The sequence below is a fragment of the Erwinia sp. Leaf53 genome (assembly GCF_001422605.1).
Classification (GTDB): Bacteria; Pseudomonadota; Gammaproteobacteria; order Enterobacterales; family Enterobacteriaceae; genus Erwinia.
The window spans coordinates 442578-460171 of record NZ_LMLK01000021.1; the positions used below are offsets into that span (position 1 = coordinate 442578).

At 63.3% G+C, this 17594-nt stretch carries 13 protein-coding genes; 9 read left to right on the top strand and 4 right to left on the bottom strand.

The window, feature by feature from the left end:
* Positions 1–16 precede the first annotated feature (16 nt).
* The gene (locus ASF13_RS13705) at positions 17–667 is read right to left on the bottom strand and encodes a DUF1028 domain-containing protein (RefSeq protein WP_056237083.1); all 651 of its coding nucleotides are present in this window, start codon (positions 665–667) and stop codon (positions 17–19) included.
* 137 nt (positions 668–804) lie between these two features.
* On the opposite strand from ASF13_RS13705, the gene ASF13_RS13710 reads away from it, so the two are divergent.
* From ASF13_RS13710 to ASF13_RS13740, 7 genes are all read left to right on the top strand, one after another.
* Positions 805–2376 carry an ABC transporter substrate-binding protein gene (locus ASF13_RS13710; RefSeq protein WP_056237085.1) on the top strand — a complete coding sequence of 524 codons (1572 nt, stop codon included), beginning with the start codon at positions 805–807 and terminating at the stop codon, positions 2374–2376.
* A 10-nt stretch (positions 2377–2386) separates the two neighbouring features.
* On the top strand, positions 2387–3334 hold the full coding sequence (locus tag ASF13_RS13715; RefSeq protein WP_056237087.1) for an ABC transporter permease: 948 nt from the start codon (positions 2387–2389) through the stop codon (positions 3332–3334).
* Positions 3331–5094, top strand: coding sequence for a dipeptide/oligopeptide/nickel ABC transporter permease/ATP-binding protein (locus ASF13_RS13720; RefSeq protein WP_056237088.1), 1764 nt, complete (start codon positions 3331–3333; stop codon positions 5092–5094). Before ASF13_RS13715 ends, ASF13_RS13720 begins: the two co-directional genes overlap by 4 nt.
* Positions 5091–5885, top strand: a complete 795-nt coding sequence (locus ASF13_RS13725; RefSeq protein WP_056237090.1) for an ATP-binding cassette domain-containing protein — start codon at positions 5091–5093, stop codon at positions 5883–5885. The genes ASF13_RS13720 and ASF13_RS13725 overlap by 4 nt, the downstream gene beginning before the upstream one ends.
* Before the next feature lie 99 nt (positions 5886–5984).
* Positions 5985–6749: a FadR/GntR family transcriptional regulator gene (locus ASF13_RS13730; RefSeq protein WP_056237092.1), complete on the top strand. Its 765-nt coding sequence runs from the start codon at positions 5985–5987 to the stop codon at positions 6747–6749.
* Between the two features lie 92 nt (positions 6750–6841).
* Complete coding sequence (locus tag ASF13_RS13735) at positions 6842–8656, top strand: glycoside hydrolase family 15 protein (protein ID WP_056237093.1); 1815 nt, start codon at positions 6842–6844, stop codon at positions 8654–8656.
* A gap of 177 nt (positions 8657–8833) precedes the next feature.
* Positions 8834–10030: a L,D-transpeptidase family protein gene (locus ASF13_RS13740; protein ID WP_056237095.1), complete on the top strand. Its 1197-nt coding sequence runs from the start codon at positions 8834–8836 to the stop codon at positions 10028–10030.
* A 381-nt stretch (positions 10031–10411) separates the two neighbouring features.
* Here ASF13_RS13740 and ASF13_RS13745 read toward each other — a convergent pair whose 3' ends face one another.
* On the bottom strand, positions 10412–11440 hold the full coding sequence (locus ASF13_RS13745; protein ID WP_056237097.1) for a transporter: 1029 nt from the start codon (positions 11438–11440) through the stop codon (positions 10412–10414).
* Positions 11441–11649: 209 nt separating this feature from the next.
* Here ASF13_RS13745 and ppk2 point away from each other — a divergent pair, with 209 nt between their 5' ends.
* On the top strand, positions 11650–12567 hold the full coding sequence (gene ppk2, locus ASF13_RS13750) for a polyphosphate kinase 2 (protein WP_056237098.1): 918 nt from the start codon (positions 11650–11652) through the stop codon (positions 12565–12567).
* A 903-nt stretch (positions 12568–13470) separates the two neighbouring features.
* On the opposite strand, the gene ASF13_RS13755 is transcribed toward ppk2, so the two are convergent.
* On the bottom strand, positions 13471–13686 hold the full coding sequence (locus tag ASF13_RS13755) for a hypothetical protein (protein WP_235515002.1): 216 nt from the start codon (positions 13684–13686) through the stop codon (positions 13471–13473).
* A 921-nt stretch (positions 13687–14607) separates the two neighbouring features.
* Between ASF13_RS13755 and ASF13_RS13760 the strand changes: the two genes are divergently transcribed.
* Positions 14608–15789, top strand: a complete 1182-nt coding sequence (locus ASF13_RS13760; protein ID WP_056237100.1) for an MFS transporter — start codon at positions 14608–14610, stop codon at positions 15787–15789.
* A gap of 822 nt (positions 15790–16611) precedes the next feature.
* On the opposite strand, the gene dusC is transcribed toward ASF13_RS13760, so the two are convergent.
* Positions 16612–17553: a tRNA dihydrouridine(16) synthase DusC gene (gene dusC / locus ASF13_RS13765; RefSeq protein WP_056237102.1), complete on the bottom strand. Its 942-nt coding sequence runs from the start codon at positions 17551–17553 to the stop codon at positions 16612–16614.
* Positions 17554–17594 lie beyond the last annotated feature (41 nt).

The window sequence follows — 17594 nt, forward strand, 5'->3', positions numbered from 1 at the left end:
CGCGGGTTTTTTATTGCTACTCCGCTTCGCGCCCCGGCAGCTGCGCGAAGAAATCGGCGTAATCCGGCGCGCGCACCTGCACCAGCACCTCGTCGAGCTGCGTCAGCGGGTCGGCGGACCAGTCCACCCGCAGATCGACCTGCGCATAGCGGCGATGCTGCCACACCTTCAGCGCGGCGGAGCGGATGCCGCGCCGGTCGCCACCGGCGCGCTGCCCGGCCTGCAGCGCCGCCAGCAGCCGTTCGGCCAGCGGCTGCCCGCTCTGGCGGGTAAAGGCATCGCACATCGCCGGCAGCACCGTATCGCCCGCCAGCAGGTTGCCCGCCACCGCAAAACCCTCGCCGCTCAGGCTGCCGCACCAGCCGCCGCATTCACCGCCGGTCCAGTGGGCGCTGCCGCCGCCGGCGTCCAGCAGGATCAGCTGCCGCCGCTGCCGTTCAGGATCCTGCGCCAGCAGGCTCTCCAGCACCGCCTGCGCGCTCTGCCCCTCCGCCAGCCCCGTCAGCCCGTCCGGGCCAAACAGTGGATTGGTAAAAGCCTGGGTGGCGATGGCACCCACGCCGCTCTGGCCGTGGATCACCAGCGCGCCGACCGCCGGACCGGCGGTGGCGGTGGCCGCGCCCAGCTCTCCGCTTAGCGCATCCCGCGCCACGATCGACAAGGTCATAGTGCCCCCTCTTCTGCGTACCAGATCAAATTTATATGGATAAATTATTGCACATCTCGCTATTTATACGCATAAATTAATCAGCACAGATTGTATCCAGCGGCGTTCACGCGCTGCGCACCGACAACGAGGTCAATATGCTCAGACTGCTGCGCGCCACGCTGCGTGCGATCCCTCTTTACGCCGGGCTGGCGCTGGTGGCCCCGGCGCTGCTGGCCGCCACGCCGCCCGGCGTGCTGATTATCGGCCAGGTGGCGGAGCCGCAGTCGCTGGATCCGCAGGTGGCCACCGCCGCCAACGACTCGCGCATTCTGGTCAACCTGTACGATGGCCTGGTGCGCAACGCGCCCGGCTCGCTGACCATCGAACCGGCGCTGGCCAGCCGCTGGGAAGTCAGCCCGGACGGCCTGCGCTACAGCTTCCATCTGCGTCCGGGGGTGAAATTCCACGACGGCACGCCGGTGGACGCCGACGCCGTGCGCTTTACCTTTGAACGGATGCTGAACAAACAGCACCCGTACTACCACACCGGTCCGTTCCCGCTGAGCTTCTTCTTCTCGTCGATCCGGAAAATCGACACGCCGGACGCCCACACGGTGATCTTCACCCTCGATAAACCCTTCGCCCCGCTGCTGTCGAACCTCGCCACCCCCACCGGGCTGATCGTCTCCCCGACGGCGGTGAAAAAGTATGACCGCGACTTCGGCCGCCATCCGGTGGGCAGCGGCGCGTTCCGCTTCGGCGACTGGCGGGCTAACCAGCGGGTGCTGCTTAACGCCAACGCGGCGTACTGGGACGGCGTGCCGAAGCTGAAGGCGGCGGTGTTCCGGCCAATCACCGACGGCAGCACCCGCACGGCGGAGATGCTCTCCGGCGGGCTGGACGTGATGGTGGAAGTGCCGCCGGATACCGTGGCGCGCTTCGCCGGTGATCCGCAGTTCCGCCTGCAGCAGGCGGTGGGGCCGCACGTCTGGTTTGTCTGGCTGAACAACCGCGAAAAGCCGTTCGATGACCGCCGGGTGCGCCAGGCGGTGAACTATGCGGTTAACAAACGGGCGCTGGTCGATAAGGTGCTGCAGGGCGCGGCGCAGGTGGCCGACGGCCCGATCCCCTCCGCCTTTGCATGGGCGCGCAACGACGCGGTGCAGCCTTATCCCTACGATCCTGACAAGGCACGGGCGCTGCTGAAAGCCGCCGGTGCCGCGGGGGCGACGCTGAACTTTTACGTCACCGACGGCGGCTCCGGCATGCTCGATCCGATCCCGATGGCCACCGCCATCCAGGCCGACCTGCGCGCCGTCGGGCTGAAGGTGAATATCCAGACCTGGGAGTGGAACACCTTCCTCAGCAAGGTCAACGCCGGCCTGACGCCGCAGACGCAGATGGCCGAAATGGCGTGGATGACCAACGATCCGGACACCCTGCCGTTCCTCACCCTGCGCCGCGACGCCTGGCCGGACAAGGGCGGCTTTAACTCCGGCTACTACCACAACCCGCAGGTGGATGAACTGCTGGACAAAGCGCGTGCCACCAGCGACCAGAGCCAGCGCGCGGCGCTTTATCGTCAGGTACAGGCGGTGGTGCATGACGACGCGCCCTGGCTGTTCGTCGCCAACTGGAAGCAGAACGCGGTCACTTCGCGCCAGGTGCAGAACCTGGCGCTGCAACCCAACTTCAACCTGATCCTGCATCAGGTCAGCAAGCCGTAACGGAGGCACGATGGCACGATATATTCTGCAGCGGCTGGCCGGGCTGATCCCGGTGGTCATCGGCCTGTCGCTGATCGTCTTTCTGCTGATGGCGATGATCCCCGGCAACCCGGCGCAGGCGCTGCTCGGCGCGTACGCCACGCCGGAAAACGTCGCACGCATCAGCCAGGAGCTGGGGCTGGACAAGCCGCTGTGGCAGCAGTACCTGATCTGGGTTAATAACCTGCTGCACGGCGACTTTGGCCACTCCTGGGTGCTGAACCGGCCGGTGATTGACGAGGTGCTGGAGCGCTTCTCCGCCACCCTGCTGCTCGGCGGCTGCGCGCTGCTGCTCAGCGTGGTGCTCGGCCTGCTGGCCGGCGTGGTATCGGCGGTGCGCCAGTTTGGCTGGGGCGACCGCATCATCACCCTGCTGGTGCTGCTCGGCATCTCTCTGCCCTCGTTCCTGATCGGCCTGCTGATGATTATGCTGTTCGCCGTCAGCCTGCGCTGGTTCCCGGCCTCCGGCATGCTGGCGGTCTACGGCGGCGGCGGCCTCAGCGATCTGCTGCACCACCTGGTGATGCCCAGCGTGGCGCTGGCGCTGGTCGCCACCGGAGTGATCGCCCGCCTGACCCGCACCGCGATGCTGGAGGTGCTGCGCCAGGACTATATCCGCACCGCCCGCGCCAAGGGGCTGAGCGAACGGCGGGTGATCTGGCGACACGCCTTCCGCGTGGCGCTGGTGGCGGTGGTACCGGCCATCGGCATTCAGGCCGGCTTCGTGCTCGGCGGCGCGGTCTATATCGAAACGGTGTTTCAGTGGCCGGGGCTGGGGGCGATGCTGGTCAAGGCGGTCTCCACCCGCGACCTGCTGCTGGTGCAGGGCGGCGTGCTGGTCGCCGCCGTCGCCTGCGTGCTGATTAACCTGCTTACCGATATCGTGCAGGCCTGTCTGGACCCGAGGATAAAATCATGAGCGACGCGTATTCATCCCGCCGCAGCGGCCTGTCGCTGCTGCTGCACAACCGGCTGGCGTCGCTGGGCGCGCTAATCCTGCTGCTGGCCGCCGCCGCCGCGCTGGCGGCACCCTGGCTGCCGCTGCCCGACCCGGACGCCACCAACCTGCTGCAGCGGCTTGCCCCGCCGCTGACGCCGGGTCACCTGCTCGGCACCGACGGGCTGGGCCGCGATATGCTGTCGCGCCTGCTGTGGGGCACCCGGGTGTCGCTGGCGGTGGGGCTGGGGGCCACGCTGCTGGCGGCGACGATCGGCACGCTGATCGGGCTGGTGGCCGGTTATGCCGCCGGGCGCACCGACGGCCTGCTGATGCGGCTGATCGATATGATTATGGCCTTCCCCTATATCCTGCTGGCGCTGGCCATCGTCGCGGTGCTTGGCCCCGGCCTGCTCAACGCGCTGTACGCCATCGCGCTGGTCAATATCCCGTTCTTTGCCCGTAACGTGCGCGGCCAGACCCTGAGCCTGCGCGACAGCCCGTTTATTCAGGCGGCGCGGCTGGCGGGAAAAAACCACCTGCAGATCCTGCTGACCGAGATCCTGCCCAACGTGCTGCCGCTGATCGTGGTGGCGCTCTCGACCACCGTCGGCTGGATGATCCTCGAAACCGCCGGGCTGTCGTTCCTCGGCCTCGGCACCCAGCCGCCGGACGCCGACCTGGGTTCGATGCTCGGCCAGGGCCGCGGTCAGCTGTTTATCGCGCCGCACGTGGCGCTGGTGCCCGGCCTGGCCATCTTCCTGCTGGTGATCGGCTTTAACCTGCTGGGCGACGGCGTGCGCGATCTGCTCGATCCGCGCCTGAAATCCGGCGCGCTGCTGCGCTCACAGGCGATGACCACCGTGCAGCGCCCGGCGGTGCCTGAACGCCGCCAGCCCGGCGCGCTGCTGGAGGTGGCCGATCTGCAGGTGAACTTCACCCGTGGTAACCGGCAGGTGCCGACGGTGAAGGGCGTCAGTTTCCATCTGCAGCCCGGCGAGTGCCTCGGGCTGATCGGCGAAAGCGGCTCCGGCAAAAGCGTCAGCGCGCTGGCGATCGCCGGGCTGGTGGCCTCACCGCCCGGCATCATCAGCGGCGGCGGCGTCTGGCTGGCCGGTGAGGAGCTGTTGGGCCTCAGTGCGCCGCAGATGCAGCAGCGGCGCGGCGCGCGGGTGGCCTATATTTTCCAGGATCCGCTGACCTCGCTGCATCCGCTGATGCGCATCGGCGATCAGCTGGTGGAGGCGATCCGCTGCCACCAGCCGCTCTCAGCCACGGCCGCCCGACAGCAGGCGATCGCGCTGCTGGAGGATACCGGCATCCGCGACGCCGCACAGCGCTTCGACGCCTGGCCGCATCAGCTCTCCGGCGGCCAGCGCCAGCGGGTCGGCATCGCCATGGCGCTGGCTAACGATCCGCAGCTGATTATTGCCGATGAGCCCACCACCGCGCTGGACGTCACCGTGCAGGCGAAAATCCTCGCAATGCTCAATGAACTGCGTCACAGGCGCGGCGTGGCGCTGCTGTTTATCACCCACGATTTTGCGGTGGTCGGCGAGATGTGCGACCGGGTGGCGGTGATGCGCCAGGGGGAGATCGTCGAAAGCGGCACCACCGACGACGTGCTGCGCCAGCCGCAGCACGCCTACACCCAACGGCTGATTGCCAGCGTGCCGCGCCCCGGCCAGGGGCGTGACTTCCTGCGCCAGGTGCGCGAGCTGACCGCAAAGGAGGCACCATGAATAAGGTGATTGAGGCAGAGCAGCTAAGCAAAAGCTACCCCGGCCGCGGCGGCTGGCTGCGCCGCTCCCCGCCGGTGGAGGCGGTAAAGGCGATCTCGCTGTCGCTTGCTCCGGGCGAAACGCTGGCCATCGTCGGCGAAAGCGGCAGCGGCAAAAGTACCCTGGCGCGGATGCTGGTCGGGCTGGAAACGCCGACCGCCGGCACGCTGCGCATTCAGGGCGAGGATGCCGCGCGCCTGGCCCGACGCGGCGTGCAGGCGTTTGGCAAAACCATCCAGTACGTGTTTCAGGACCCGGTTGCCTCGCTCAACCCGCGCAGGACCATCGGCCAGCAGCTCAGCGTGCCGCTGCGGCGGCTGTGCGGCTACGGCGCATCGGCCTGCCCGCCGCGCCTGCGCCAGCTGATGGCGGCGGTGGGGATGCCCGCCGACGCGCTGCACGGCTACCCGCACGAGTTCTCCGGCGGCCAGGCGCAGCGGCTGGCGATTGCCCGCGCGCTGGCTGCCGAAGCGCAGATCCTGGTGCTGGACGAGCCGGTCAGCGCGCTGGACGTATCGGTGCAGGCGCAGGTGCTGCTGTTGCTGGAAGATCTGAAGGCCGAATTTAACCTGTCGTACCTGTTTATCAGCCACGATCTGGCGGTGGTCGAGTCGATCGCCGACCGCGTGGCGGTAATGAATTCTGGCACTATCGTCGAGTGCGCCACGACTGACACGCTGTTCAGCGCTCCTGAACACCCCTACACCCGCCAGCTGCTGGCCAGCGCGCCCGGCCGCAGGGTGCAGGCGTAGCGCTTTTGGCCTGCCCTGGTCGCACAACGTTTGTGCCGTTTATTGCGCAGCTGACTGCGTGATAACCGGCACGATTAACGGTACTACAGACAGGTAACTATGTCCGACATCTCATCACGCCTGCCGGAAGGCGGCAGGCGCAAACGCACCGATGAAATTATCGCTGCCATTAAGCAGAGCATTATTGACGATAACCTGCTGCCCGGCGACCGCCTGCCGCAGGAGAAGGCGCTGACCGAACGCTTTGCCGCCGGCAAAAGCACGGTGCGCGAGGCGCTTAAGGCGCTGGAAGCCGAAGGCTTAATCCGCACCCGCACCGGCCCCGGCGGCGGTGCCTTTATCGACAGCGTGCCGGAAGCGCGGGCGATGAGCCTGCTGGGCAACTATCTGTTTACCCGCGAACTGAGCATCGAACACATCTATGCGCTGCGTAAGGTGCTGGAGCCGCAGGTGGCGGTCAGCGCCATCGGGCAGATTGATGAGGCCGGCTTCAGCCGCCTGCATCAGCTGATCCGCATTTACGACCACCCTCCTGCCGACGAACAGGAGCGCTGGGACCAGCGCATGGCCGAGCTGGACTTTCATCATGTCGTGGCCGGTTTTTCGACGAATCCGCTGCTGGCGTTCTTCTGCCGCTTTCTGCAGCGGCTGCTGAAGGATCTGGCGGTGTGCAAAGACATCTACCAGCAGCCCGAACCGGTGGATCGCCGCCAGGGGATCGACTATCAGTATCAGCTGATCGAGGCGCTGCGCCGCGGCGACGCCACGGCCACCGAACGCATCATGCGCGCGCATATGCAGCACGCCGAACAGGCGATGCTGGCGCTGCAGGCCACCCTGCAGGCGCAGTTTCTGCACGACTGATCCACGCCGTTTCCTGAAGGCGTCAAAAATTGCCGGCTTATTTTTGGCTATAGTTAGGTGACGCCCTCAACACCACTCCTTCAGGAAACACGATGAAAAAGGTAAAACGTGCAATAGAAGATCATGGTGTGATTGGCGACCTGCGCACCTGCGCCCTGATCGCCAACGACGGCACCCTCGACTACCTCTGCTGGCCCAACCTCGACAGCCCGTCGGTGTTCAGCGCCCTGCTGGACAACGACGACGCCGGCGTGTTCAGCCTCAGCCCCGACTGGCCTGACGCCCGCCGCCTGCAGATCTACCTGCCGGAGTCCAACCTGCTGCAGACCCGCTGGCTGGATGACGCCGGCGTGGTCGAGGTGACCGACTATATGCCGATCTGCCAGCAGGAAGACCGCCTGCCGCGCATCATCCGCCGCATCCACGTGGTACACGGCAGCGCCACTATTCAGCTCTGCTGTAATCCGGTGCACGATTACGCCCGCGCTGAAACCCGCGCCACCCTGCAGCCCGGTGCGGTGCTGTTTCGCGCCGACGGCCAGCCCGGCCTGCGGCTGACCGGCGACGTGGAGTTTGAGCTGGAAGAGGCCGCGGCGGTGGCGCGCTTCACCCTGCAGGCCGGCGAGAGCCGCGAGTTTATTTTCGGCAGCGCCGACGATGCGCACCTTGATGATGACGATAACGACCTCTGCTTCCACGACACCCTGGCGTACTGGCGGCGCTGGAGCGCGCAGAGCGACTACCGTGGCCGCTGGCGCGAGGCGGTCAACCGCTCGGCCTTAACGCTGAAGCTGCTGACCTCCTGGCAGCACGGCTCGATCGCCGCCGCCGCCACCTTCGGGCTGCCGGAGGAGCTGGGCGGGGAGCGCAACTGGGACTACCGCGCCGCGTGGATCCGCGACGCCTCCTTCAGCATGTACGCGCTGATGCGGCTCGGCTACGTCGACGAAGCACGCGGCTTTACCCACTGGGTCGGCCGCTGCGTGGAGAACAGCCATCACGAGGTCGAAAAACTGCAGGTAATGTACCGGCTGGACGGCGGCACCGAGCTGCACGAGAGCGAGCTGCCCCACCTGGCCGGCTACGCCGGTTCACGCCCGGTGCGCATCGGTAATGACGCCTGGCGGCAGACCCAGCTGGATATCTACGGCGAGCTGATGGACGCCATCTACCTCGCCAACAAGTACGGTGAGGCGATTTCGCAGCGCGGCTGGAACCACGTCTGCCGGATGATTGACTACGTTGCCGATCACTGGCGGCAGAAGGACGCCGGCATCTGGGAGATGCGCGGTGAACCGGAGCACTTCCTGCACTCGCGGCTGATGTGCTGGGTGGCGCTGGATCGCGCGCTGCGCCTCGGTGAAAAACGCTCGCTGCAGATGCCCGCCGAACGCTGGCGTGAGGCGCGCGACGCCATCCGCCAGGATATCTGGGACAATTTCTGGTGCCCGGAGCGCGGCCATTTTGTCGCCACGCAGAACGGCAGGTTTGTCGATGCCTCGATGCTGCTGATGCCGCTGGTACGCTTCGTCGCCGCCACCGATCCGGACTGGCTGGCAACGCTGGACGCCATCAAACGCTATCTGGTGCGCGACGGCATGGTGCGGCGCTATAACGTTGAAGAGACCCCGGCCGACGGGCTGCAGGGGGATGAGGGGGCGTTCGCCGCCTGCTCGTTCTGGTACGTGGAGTGCCTGGCACGCGCCGGCCGGCTGGAGGAGGCCCACTTTGAGTTCGAGAAGCTGCTCAGCTACGCCAACCCGCTGGGGCTGTTTGCCGAAGAGTTCGACAGCCGCGGGCACGCGCTGGGCAACACCCCGCAGGCGCTAACCCATCTGGCGCTGATCAGCGCGGCTTATTTCCTCAACCGCCGCCTGGACAATCAGGATCCGCAGTGGCAGCCCTGAAAAAGCCGCCCCGGGGGCGGCGAACTGCTGACTTTAGCGACAGTTGAGCGTAAAGATAGTTCAGCAGGATAAATCCAGGTTTCCCCTGACGCAATAATGCACATATAATGCGCAACCGGCCTTAAAGGCCGGATTGGGTCGTTTATCAACAGTCTACATGGCGCTACACCTGAATTTATGAAAAAGACCATTCGTGCGTTTGTCACCCTGTTTCTTGCCGCAGCGGCAGTCAGCCACTCCGCCTTTGCCGTGGTTTATCCCCTGCCGCCGGCTAACAGCCGCCTGACCGGAGAGAACCTGGAAATCACCATTCCTGAGGACAGCAAGCTGCCTCTGGAAGCCTTTGCCGCCCAGTATCAGATGGGGCTGAGCAATATTCTGGAAGCCAACCCGGGCGTGGACGTTTACCTGCCGAAGGCGGGCAGCAAACTGATCATTCCTCAGCAGCTGCTGCTGCCGGATGCGCCGCGTGAGGGCATCGTGATCAACAGCGCCGAAATGCGCCTCTACTATTACCCGAAAGGCAAGAAAACCGTGGTGGTGCTGCCAATCGGCATCGGCGAACTGGGTAAAGATACCCCGGTGAACTGGACCACCACCGTTCAGCGTAAGAAAGACGGCCCGACCTGGACGCCGACCAAAAAGATGCACGCCGAGTACGCCGCGCGCGGTGAGACCCTGGCCCCGGTGTTCCCGGCCGGCCCGGATAACCCGATGGGCCTGTACGCGCTCTACATCGGCAACCTGTATGCCATCCACGGTACCAACGCCAACTTCGGTATCGGCCTGCGCGTCAGCCACGGCTGCGTGCGCCTGCGCGCCGACGACATCAAGTGGCTGTTCGACAACGTGCCGGTCGGCACCCGCGTGCAGTTTATCGACCAGCCGGTGAAGGCCTCGGTTGAGCCGGACGGTTCGCGCTACGTCGAGATCCACAATCCGCTGTCCGAGACCGAAGAGCAGTTTAAATCCCGTGAGCCGGTGCCGCTGACGCTGAGCGCGGCGGTTAACAAGGTGGTAAGCGACGCCAGCGTCAACACTACCGCGATGGAAGACGCGCTGAAGCTGCGCTCCGGTATGCCGGTGAAGGTTAACGGTCCGGCGGATGAGAACATCACCCAGCCGGTCGCCGTGCCGGAGCAGGATGGCGCGCTGCCGAAAGAGGAGCCAATGACCCCGGTGACCACCGAAGGCGCTAACGTGGTGGCCCCGGCCGCGACCGATGCCGCTCAGCCGGTAACCACTGAAGCGGCTCAGCCTGCAACGGATGCTGCACAGCCTGCGGCAACCGACGCTGCGCCAGCCGATCAGACTGCCGCTCCGGCCATTCAGGGCCTGACCCAGCCTGGCCCGGTCTACAGCCAGCCGAAGTAAAGACTTAACTGCCAGGGCATCGTTGTATGCCCTGGTGCAAGGTCGGCCGTTGGCGGGCAGATCGCCGGGTCGCCGTGAACCCCTCCCTGGGGGCTCGGATGCCGCATCCTTGCGGCATACGCCCGGCTAACCTGTCCCCCCAACGGCCTCCCCCTCAGACTGTTTAGTCGCTGTTTTATAAGTCAAAAAACCCAAACCTCAATTCAGGTCCAGGTCCAGGTCTTAATCTAATCTGCAGCCAGCAATAATCGATATCCAGGCCAGTGATCAGGATTGCGTTCTTACCTTAATCTGGCCAAATCCTGTTGATCGGCATCAAATGGGACTTAGAGACAGCGACTTAAATTTACAGGGCAATCGGGGTAATCCGCCTACGCCTCATCACTCTTTATCGCGCCTGCGCAGCACCAGCCAGGCCGCCGCGACGGTAAACAGCGTGACCAGCAGCACCAGCAGCAGGAAGCCGTGCGGGTTGTTGGCCAGCGGTACGCCGCCGACGTTCATGCCAAAGAAGCCGGCCACCAGGTTGATCGGCAGCGCCAGCACGGTGATCAGCGTCAGGGTAAACAGCGTGCGGTTGCTCTGCTCCAGCTGCTGCGCGGTGACCTCTTCCTGCAGCAGGCGGATGCGTTCGGTCAGGCCGTTGAGGTCGTTCAGCACCACGGTGAACTCTTCGGTGAACTGGCGCAGCTCCTGTACCACGCTGAAGTGCAGCCAGGCCGGCGGCCGGTTGAGCAGGCGAAACAGCGCCGCCGGCTCCGGGGCCAGCAGGCGCTGGTAGCGGATCAGCGTGCGGCGCAGCCGCCCCAGCTCGGCGCGGTTGCTTTTGCTGTGCTGGCCGAGCAGGCGCTCTTCGATCCGATCGACGTAAAGGCTGGACTGGCGCACGATCAGCCCCAGCAGATCCTCCTGCTCCGCCAGCAGCTGGGCCAGCAGTTCGGTGGAAGATCGCAGCCCCAGTTCGGGCAGACGGCGCTGCAGCTGCTCGACCAGCCGCACCGGTTTATGTCGTGCGCTGACCACCAGCCCGTCGCGGCACCAGATCCACAGCGTAGCGTTCTCTTCGCCGCTTTCACGCGGGTCGAAGTTGACGTCGTTCAGCACCGCCATCAGCGCGTCGTTTTGCCGTTCAATGCGGGTGCTGTGCGAGCCGTGCTGGATCTCATCAAAGAAATCATCATCGACGGCGAAATGGGTTTTCAGCCAGCGCGGCGCGGCGGCGTGGTTGAGGTTTACGTGCAGCCAGAGGAAGTTGCCCTCCTGCTGCGGGCCCTGCCAGGCTTCGCAACACTGCTGCACCGTCAGTACCTGGGGCGGCTGTTCGCTGATAAACCGATAGCCGTAAATCAATCCGGAAACATCGTCACTGAAGTCAGTTTTTTGCCGCAGCAGCGGCAGGCGTTCGGTCATAGGGGTACCCGGCGGGGCAGGTGACGGCAATGGCTCTATCCTGCCGCAGGTTGATGACGTTTTTGTTACAGGCGGCACCGTTTGCGCAAATTCCCGCCGACGCCGTCATTTTTCTGTCACACAAACTGCGTATTACCAAGGGTAACTTTTTTCATCCCTGCGGTGCACCACCGCCACCCCAACGGTGCCTTTGATTCCGGAGCCCGATCATGTCTATGCAAGGCAATGAATTTAAATCAGAAAATTTCCACCAGCGTCTGTTGCAGGAGTTTTACGACAGCTACGATGAGGAGCTGGAGATGGAGCTTGACGACATTCGATTCGGCGACGGCAGCGAGATGGCGCCGGACGAGAAGGCGTGGCGTAAGTACTATTTCCGCGAGCTGCTGCGTCTGCAGGGCGAGCTGCTGAAGATGCAGGACTGGGTGATGCGTACCGGCCACCGGCTGGTGATTATTTTCGAGGGGCGCGATGCGGCGGGTAAAGGTGGGGTGATTAAACGCATTACCCAGCGTCTGAATCCGCGCACCTGCCGGGTGGCCGCCCTGCCCGCCCCTAACGATCGCGAGCGCACGCAGTGGTATTTCCAGCGCTATATTGCCCATCTGCCGGCCGCCGGTGAGATGGTGCTGTTTGACCGCAGCTGGTATAACCGCGCGGGCGTTGAGCGGGTGATGGGCTTTTGTAACGAGCAGGAGGTGGAGGAGTTTTACCGCAGCGTGCCGGAGTTTGAGAAGATGCTGACCCGCAGCGGGATTCAGATCGTGAAGTACTGGTTTTCGATTACCGATGAGGAGCAGGAGCTGCGTTTCCTGAGCCGTATTCACGATCCGCTGAAGCAGTGGAAGCTGAGCCCGATGGATCTGGAGAGCCGCCGTCGCTGGGAGGAGTATACCGAGGCGAAGGAGGAGATGCTGGAGCGCACCAATATTGATGAGGCGCCGTGGTGGGTGGTGCAGGGCGTGGATAAGAAGAAGGCGCGTCTGAACTGCATCAGCCATTTGTTGCGTCAGGTGCCGTATGAGGATGCCGCGCCGAAGTCGATTACGTTGCCGGAGCGTGAGCGCCACGATGAGTATCGTCGCAGCCCGGTGCCGGAAGGGATGATTGTGCCCGAGGTGTACTGAATCGGGGATATCGCGTCGCTGTGGGTGGGTCGCTGCAGCGGCGGCGGTCGGGCGTGTCGGGTTATTGCGTGGCTGTGGGTGAGTCGCTAAGGGAGCCGTGATCGGGCGTATCGGGGATATCCGGAACGCGGACACGCCGTAAACCCATCCATGGGGGCTTGGCATCGCCCATCCATGGGCGCTGACAGTCCGCTTATCCGGATATCTCCGATTGCCTTTGAGCTGCTGAGTCGCTGTTGGGTGAGTTGCTTTTATCGCTGTGCGTTTACTTGTTGCTATTGGGTTGCTGTGGATTAGTTGCTGCGGGTGCGGTAGCAGACATGTCSGGAACGCGGACACGCCGTAAACCCATCCATGGGGCCCTGGCATCGCCCATCCATGGGCGCTGACAGTCCGCTTATCCGGATATCCCCGATTGCCTTTGAGCTGCTGAGTCGCTGTTGGGTGAGTTGCTTTTATCGCTGTGCGTTTACTTGTTGCTATTGGGTTGCTGTGGATTAGTTGCTGCGGGTGCGGTAGCAGACATGTCGGRTTATTACGTGGCTGTCGGTCAGTCGCTGCGGGAACCGTGRYCGGGCGTATCGGGGATATCCGGAACGCGGACACGCCGTAAACCCATCCATGGGGCCCTGGCATCGCCCATCCATGGGCGCTGACAGTCCGCTTATCCGGATATCCCCGATTGCCTTTGAGCTGCTGAGTCGCTGTGAACGCGGACACGCCGTAAACCCATCCATGGGGCCCTGGCATCGCCCATCCATGGGCGCTGACAGTCCGCTTATCCGGATATCCCCGATTGCCTTTGAGCTGCTGAGTCGCTGTGGGGTGTGTTGCTTTTGTAGCGGCGTTCGCTCTGGCAGTCATGTGGCTGTTAGTGAGGTGTTCTTGGCTGTTTTTTGTCCGTTAGTGGATCGCTGTGAGAGCCGGGATTGCGGGTAGTATGCTACTTTCATCTTCGAAGCGCAGGCTGAGCATCTCGATTTTCTCTACCAGGATCCACATGAGTACATCGCGCGTTACCGGCTGACGGAGTTCAGTTATCGCGTAAGCCAGCGCCCGGCACTGATCGCATAATTCGGTATCGTCCAGGCTGGCTGAATCGGAAATTCCGTAGTTCATTTTGCACCTCCGTTTAAAGAGGTGGCTGGATATTGCGCTGAAACAGTGGTGATAACTGTCTCATTAGAAATAGTCTTTCTGATCATGATGTCGTCTCTTCTGTATACGGGACTGACGTCAGAAACTCGTATTCTCAGATCTGCCAGAAAGAACAGGCATTCGCCACAGAGAAAATGATGATTCTGACGCAAATCCTCCCCGGCTTAATTAAGCCGGGAGATTGTGCCAGGAAGACGTCAAGAACGCCCTCGCTCATTGCTCTGTTATCAGAACGCCAATTCTGATATCGACGGGTGTCGACAAAACTAATTTACGCCTGAATATCTTTATTGCCAGCGGATATTCAAGCCAATTTAAGAAAATGGAAGACGGCTCGAAAACTAATGTAATACCGGTGAAATCAACAAACCCTGTTTGCTTTTACTAACAGCGAAACGGCTGCGTGGAGGGTTCGCGGTATGGGGACAGGTTAGCCGGGCGTACGGCGCAGGACGCGCCGTCCGAGCCTCCATGGACGGATGATGTATTGCAGCCCGGATTTCGGGCTGCAATACATTAACGGCGTCCCGGCGTTCTGACCCCATACCGCGAGCCCCGGCACCCAACCCACAGCAAGGCTTTTAGCTGCAAGCCACGGCTACAGCGTCCCGGCGTTCTGACTCCATACCGCGAGCCCCGGCACCCAATCCGCAGCCAGGCTGTTAGCTGCAAGCCACGGCTTCAGCGTCCCGGCGTTCTGACTCCATACCGCGAACCCCGGCACCCAATCCGCAGCCAGGCTGTTAGCTGCAAGCCACGGCTTCAGCGTCCCTACGTTCTGTCCCAATATATAGTAATAACTTGTCGCCAAACTTTGCAGGCTTTGTTAGCACGCTAAGGGTATGATAGTGGATTACTTAATCCTGTTTTTGGCTCCGCTTTATGTCCGCACCGGCTGCACTGACCTCTGCTCAACTGAACAAACGCATTATCTCCGTGGTGGTGTTCACCTTCTTCTGTTACCTGTCGATCGGCCTGCCGCTGGCGGTGCTGCCGGGCTACGTGCATAACCAACTGGGTTACGGCTCCTTTATCGCCGGGCTGATCATCAGCCTGCAGTACTTCGCCACGCTGGTCAGCCGCCCGCAGGCCGGGCGTTATGCCGACCTGCTCGGGCCAAAAAAAGTGGTCAGGGTCGGGCTGGTACTGTGCGGCGGCAGCGGGCTGCTGACCCTGCTGGCGATTTGGCTTAACGCCTCGCCGCTGACCAGCCTGCTGCTGCTGGCCGCCGGGCGCGTACTGCTCGGCTTTGGCGAAAGCCTGACCGCTACCGGATCGATTCTGTGGGGCATTAACGTGGTCGGCAGCACCCAGAGCGCGCGGGTGATCTCATGGAACGGCGTGGCCACCTACCTTGCAATGGCGCTGGGCGCACCGCTGGGCGTCATGCTCACCGCGCTGGCCGGTATCCCCGGCTTCGCCACGCTGATTATGCTGATGGCGGCCTTCGGCTACTGGCTGGCCGGACGCCGCCCGGCGGTACAGGTTGCGGTCGGCGAAGGCATCCCGTTCAGCAAAGTGTTCGGCAAAATCTGGCTGTATGGCCTGTGCCTCGGCCTCGGCACCGTCGGCTTTGGCACCATCGCCACCTTTATTACCCTTTACTTCAGCGAACACGGCTGGAACGGCGCGGCCTTTGCGCTCACGCTCTTCAGCTGCGGCTTTATCCTGATGCGCCTGCTGTTCAACAACACCATCACCCGCTTTGGCGCCATCCGCGTCTCGCTGCTGTCGTTTATGCTGGAGTGCGCCGGCCTGCTGCTAATCTGGCAGGCGGGCAGCGTCTGGCAGGTCGATCTTGGCGCGTTCCTCACCGGCTGCGGCTTCTCGCTGATCTTCCCGGCGCTGGGCGTCGAGGCGATCCGCAAAGTAAAACCGCAGAACCAGGGCTCCGCGCTGGGCCTCTACTCCGCCTTTCTCGACTGCGGCCTCGGCCTGACCGGGCCGCTGGCCGGCCTGCTGATCGCCAGACAGGGCGTCGACGCCATCTACCTCGCGGCAGCCGGGATCGTCCTGGTGGCAATGTTGCTGATGATCTGGCGGCTGATTAAAGGCGATCGCTAAAGTCTCGCTACCTGATAATAGCGACGTTGATGATGACTGATAAACGATGAACGATGAACGATGAACGATGAACGATGAACGATGAACGGTGAACGGTGAACGGTGAACGATGAACGATGAACGATGAACGATGAACGGTGAACGATGAACGATGAACGATGAACGATGAACGATGAACGGTGAACGATGATGGTTGATGGTTGATGGTTGATTGCTCATTTAACTCGATCGGTTTTTAAGGCAGCCACACAGAACATAACAGGCAATCGGGGTTTATCCGGATAAGCGGACCTTCGGGCACAAGGACGTGCCCGGCAGAGCCCAGGGACGTTACTGGCGTGTCCGCGTTCCGGATAAACCCCGATTAGCCGGGCACCTGAACCCGAAGCGACCCGGCCCCGAAGCCACGCCACGACAAACCAGGTACAAAACCTGAAGCGACACCACAGCGACGCAGAAAATAGCAGGCAATCGGGGTTTATCCGGGTTAGCGGACCTTCGGGCGCAGGGATGCGCCCGGCAGAGCCCAGGGACGTTACTGGCGTGTCCGCGTTCCGGATAAACCCCGATTAGCCGGGCACCTGAACCCGAAGCGACCAGCAGCCCCGAATCCACGCCCCGATTAGCCAGGCACCTGAACCCGAAGCGACCCGGCCCCGAAGCCACGCCCCCGATTAGCCAGCCACCTTAACCCGAAGCGACCAGCGTCCCCGAAGCCACGCCCCCGATTAGCCGGGCACCTGAACCTGAAGCGACCCGGCCCCGAAGCCACGCCCCCGATTAGCCAGGCACCAGAACCTGAAAACCCGGCCCCAAAACAGCCTACTCCGCCCTCACCGCCAGAATCGCCGCCGCAATCTGCGCCGACGTCGGCAACGCCCGCACCTGGGCAAACAGCTCGCTGGCCTCCGCGTACTCCTTACGCAAATACCCCAGCCACTGCTTAATCCGCGCCACGTGATACAACCCGGTATCGCCCTGCTTCTCCAGCTGCACATACCTCTGCAACAGCACCACCACCTGCGCCCACGGCATGCGCGGCTCATTGAACTTAATCACCCGGCTCAGATTCGGCACGTTCAACGCACCGCGCCCGATCATCACCGCATCACAGCCCGTCGCCGCCATACAATCCTGCGCACTCTGCCAGTCCCAAATCTCGCCGTTGGCAATCACCGGAATCGACAACCGCTGGCGGATCTCCCCGATCGCCGCCCAGTTAATCGCCTCCGCGCGATACCCCTCCTCCTTGGTCCGCCCATGCACCGCCAGCTCGGTCGCCCCCGCCTGCTGCACCGCGTCGGCAATCTCAAACTGCCGTGCGCCGGAATCCCAGCCCAGACGGATCTTCACCGTCACCGGCAAATGCGCCGGCACCGCCGCGCGCATTGCCTTCGCGCCCTGATAAATCAGCTCGGGATCCTTCAACAGCGTCGCCCCGCCCCCGCTGCCGTTCACCGTCTTCGACGGACAACCGCAGTTCAGATCGACGCCCCACGACCCCAGCTCCACGGCACGGGCGGCGTTCTCCGCCAGCCACTGCGGATATTGCCCCAACAGCTGCACCCGCACCCGCGTACCGGAAGGCGTACGGCTGGCATAATGCAGCTCAGGACAAAGACGATAGAAGGATTTTTCCGGCAGCAGTGAATCCACCACCCGCAGAAATTCGGTAATACAGAGATCGTAATCGTTGACGTCGGTCAGCAGTTCACGCACCAGCGAGTCGAGAACGCCTTCCATCGGGGCTAGCAGCACACGCATGGAACAACCTGTGGATCAGAGTTTAAAGAGGGGAACCGGGC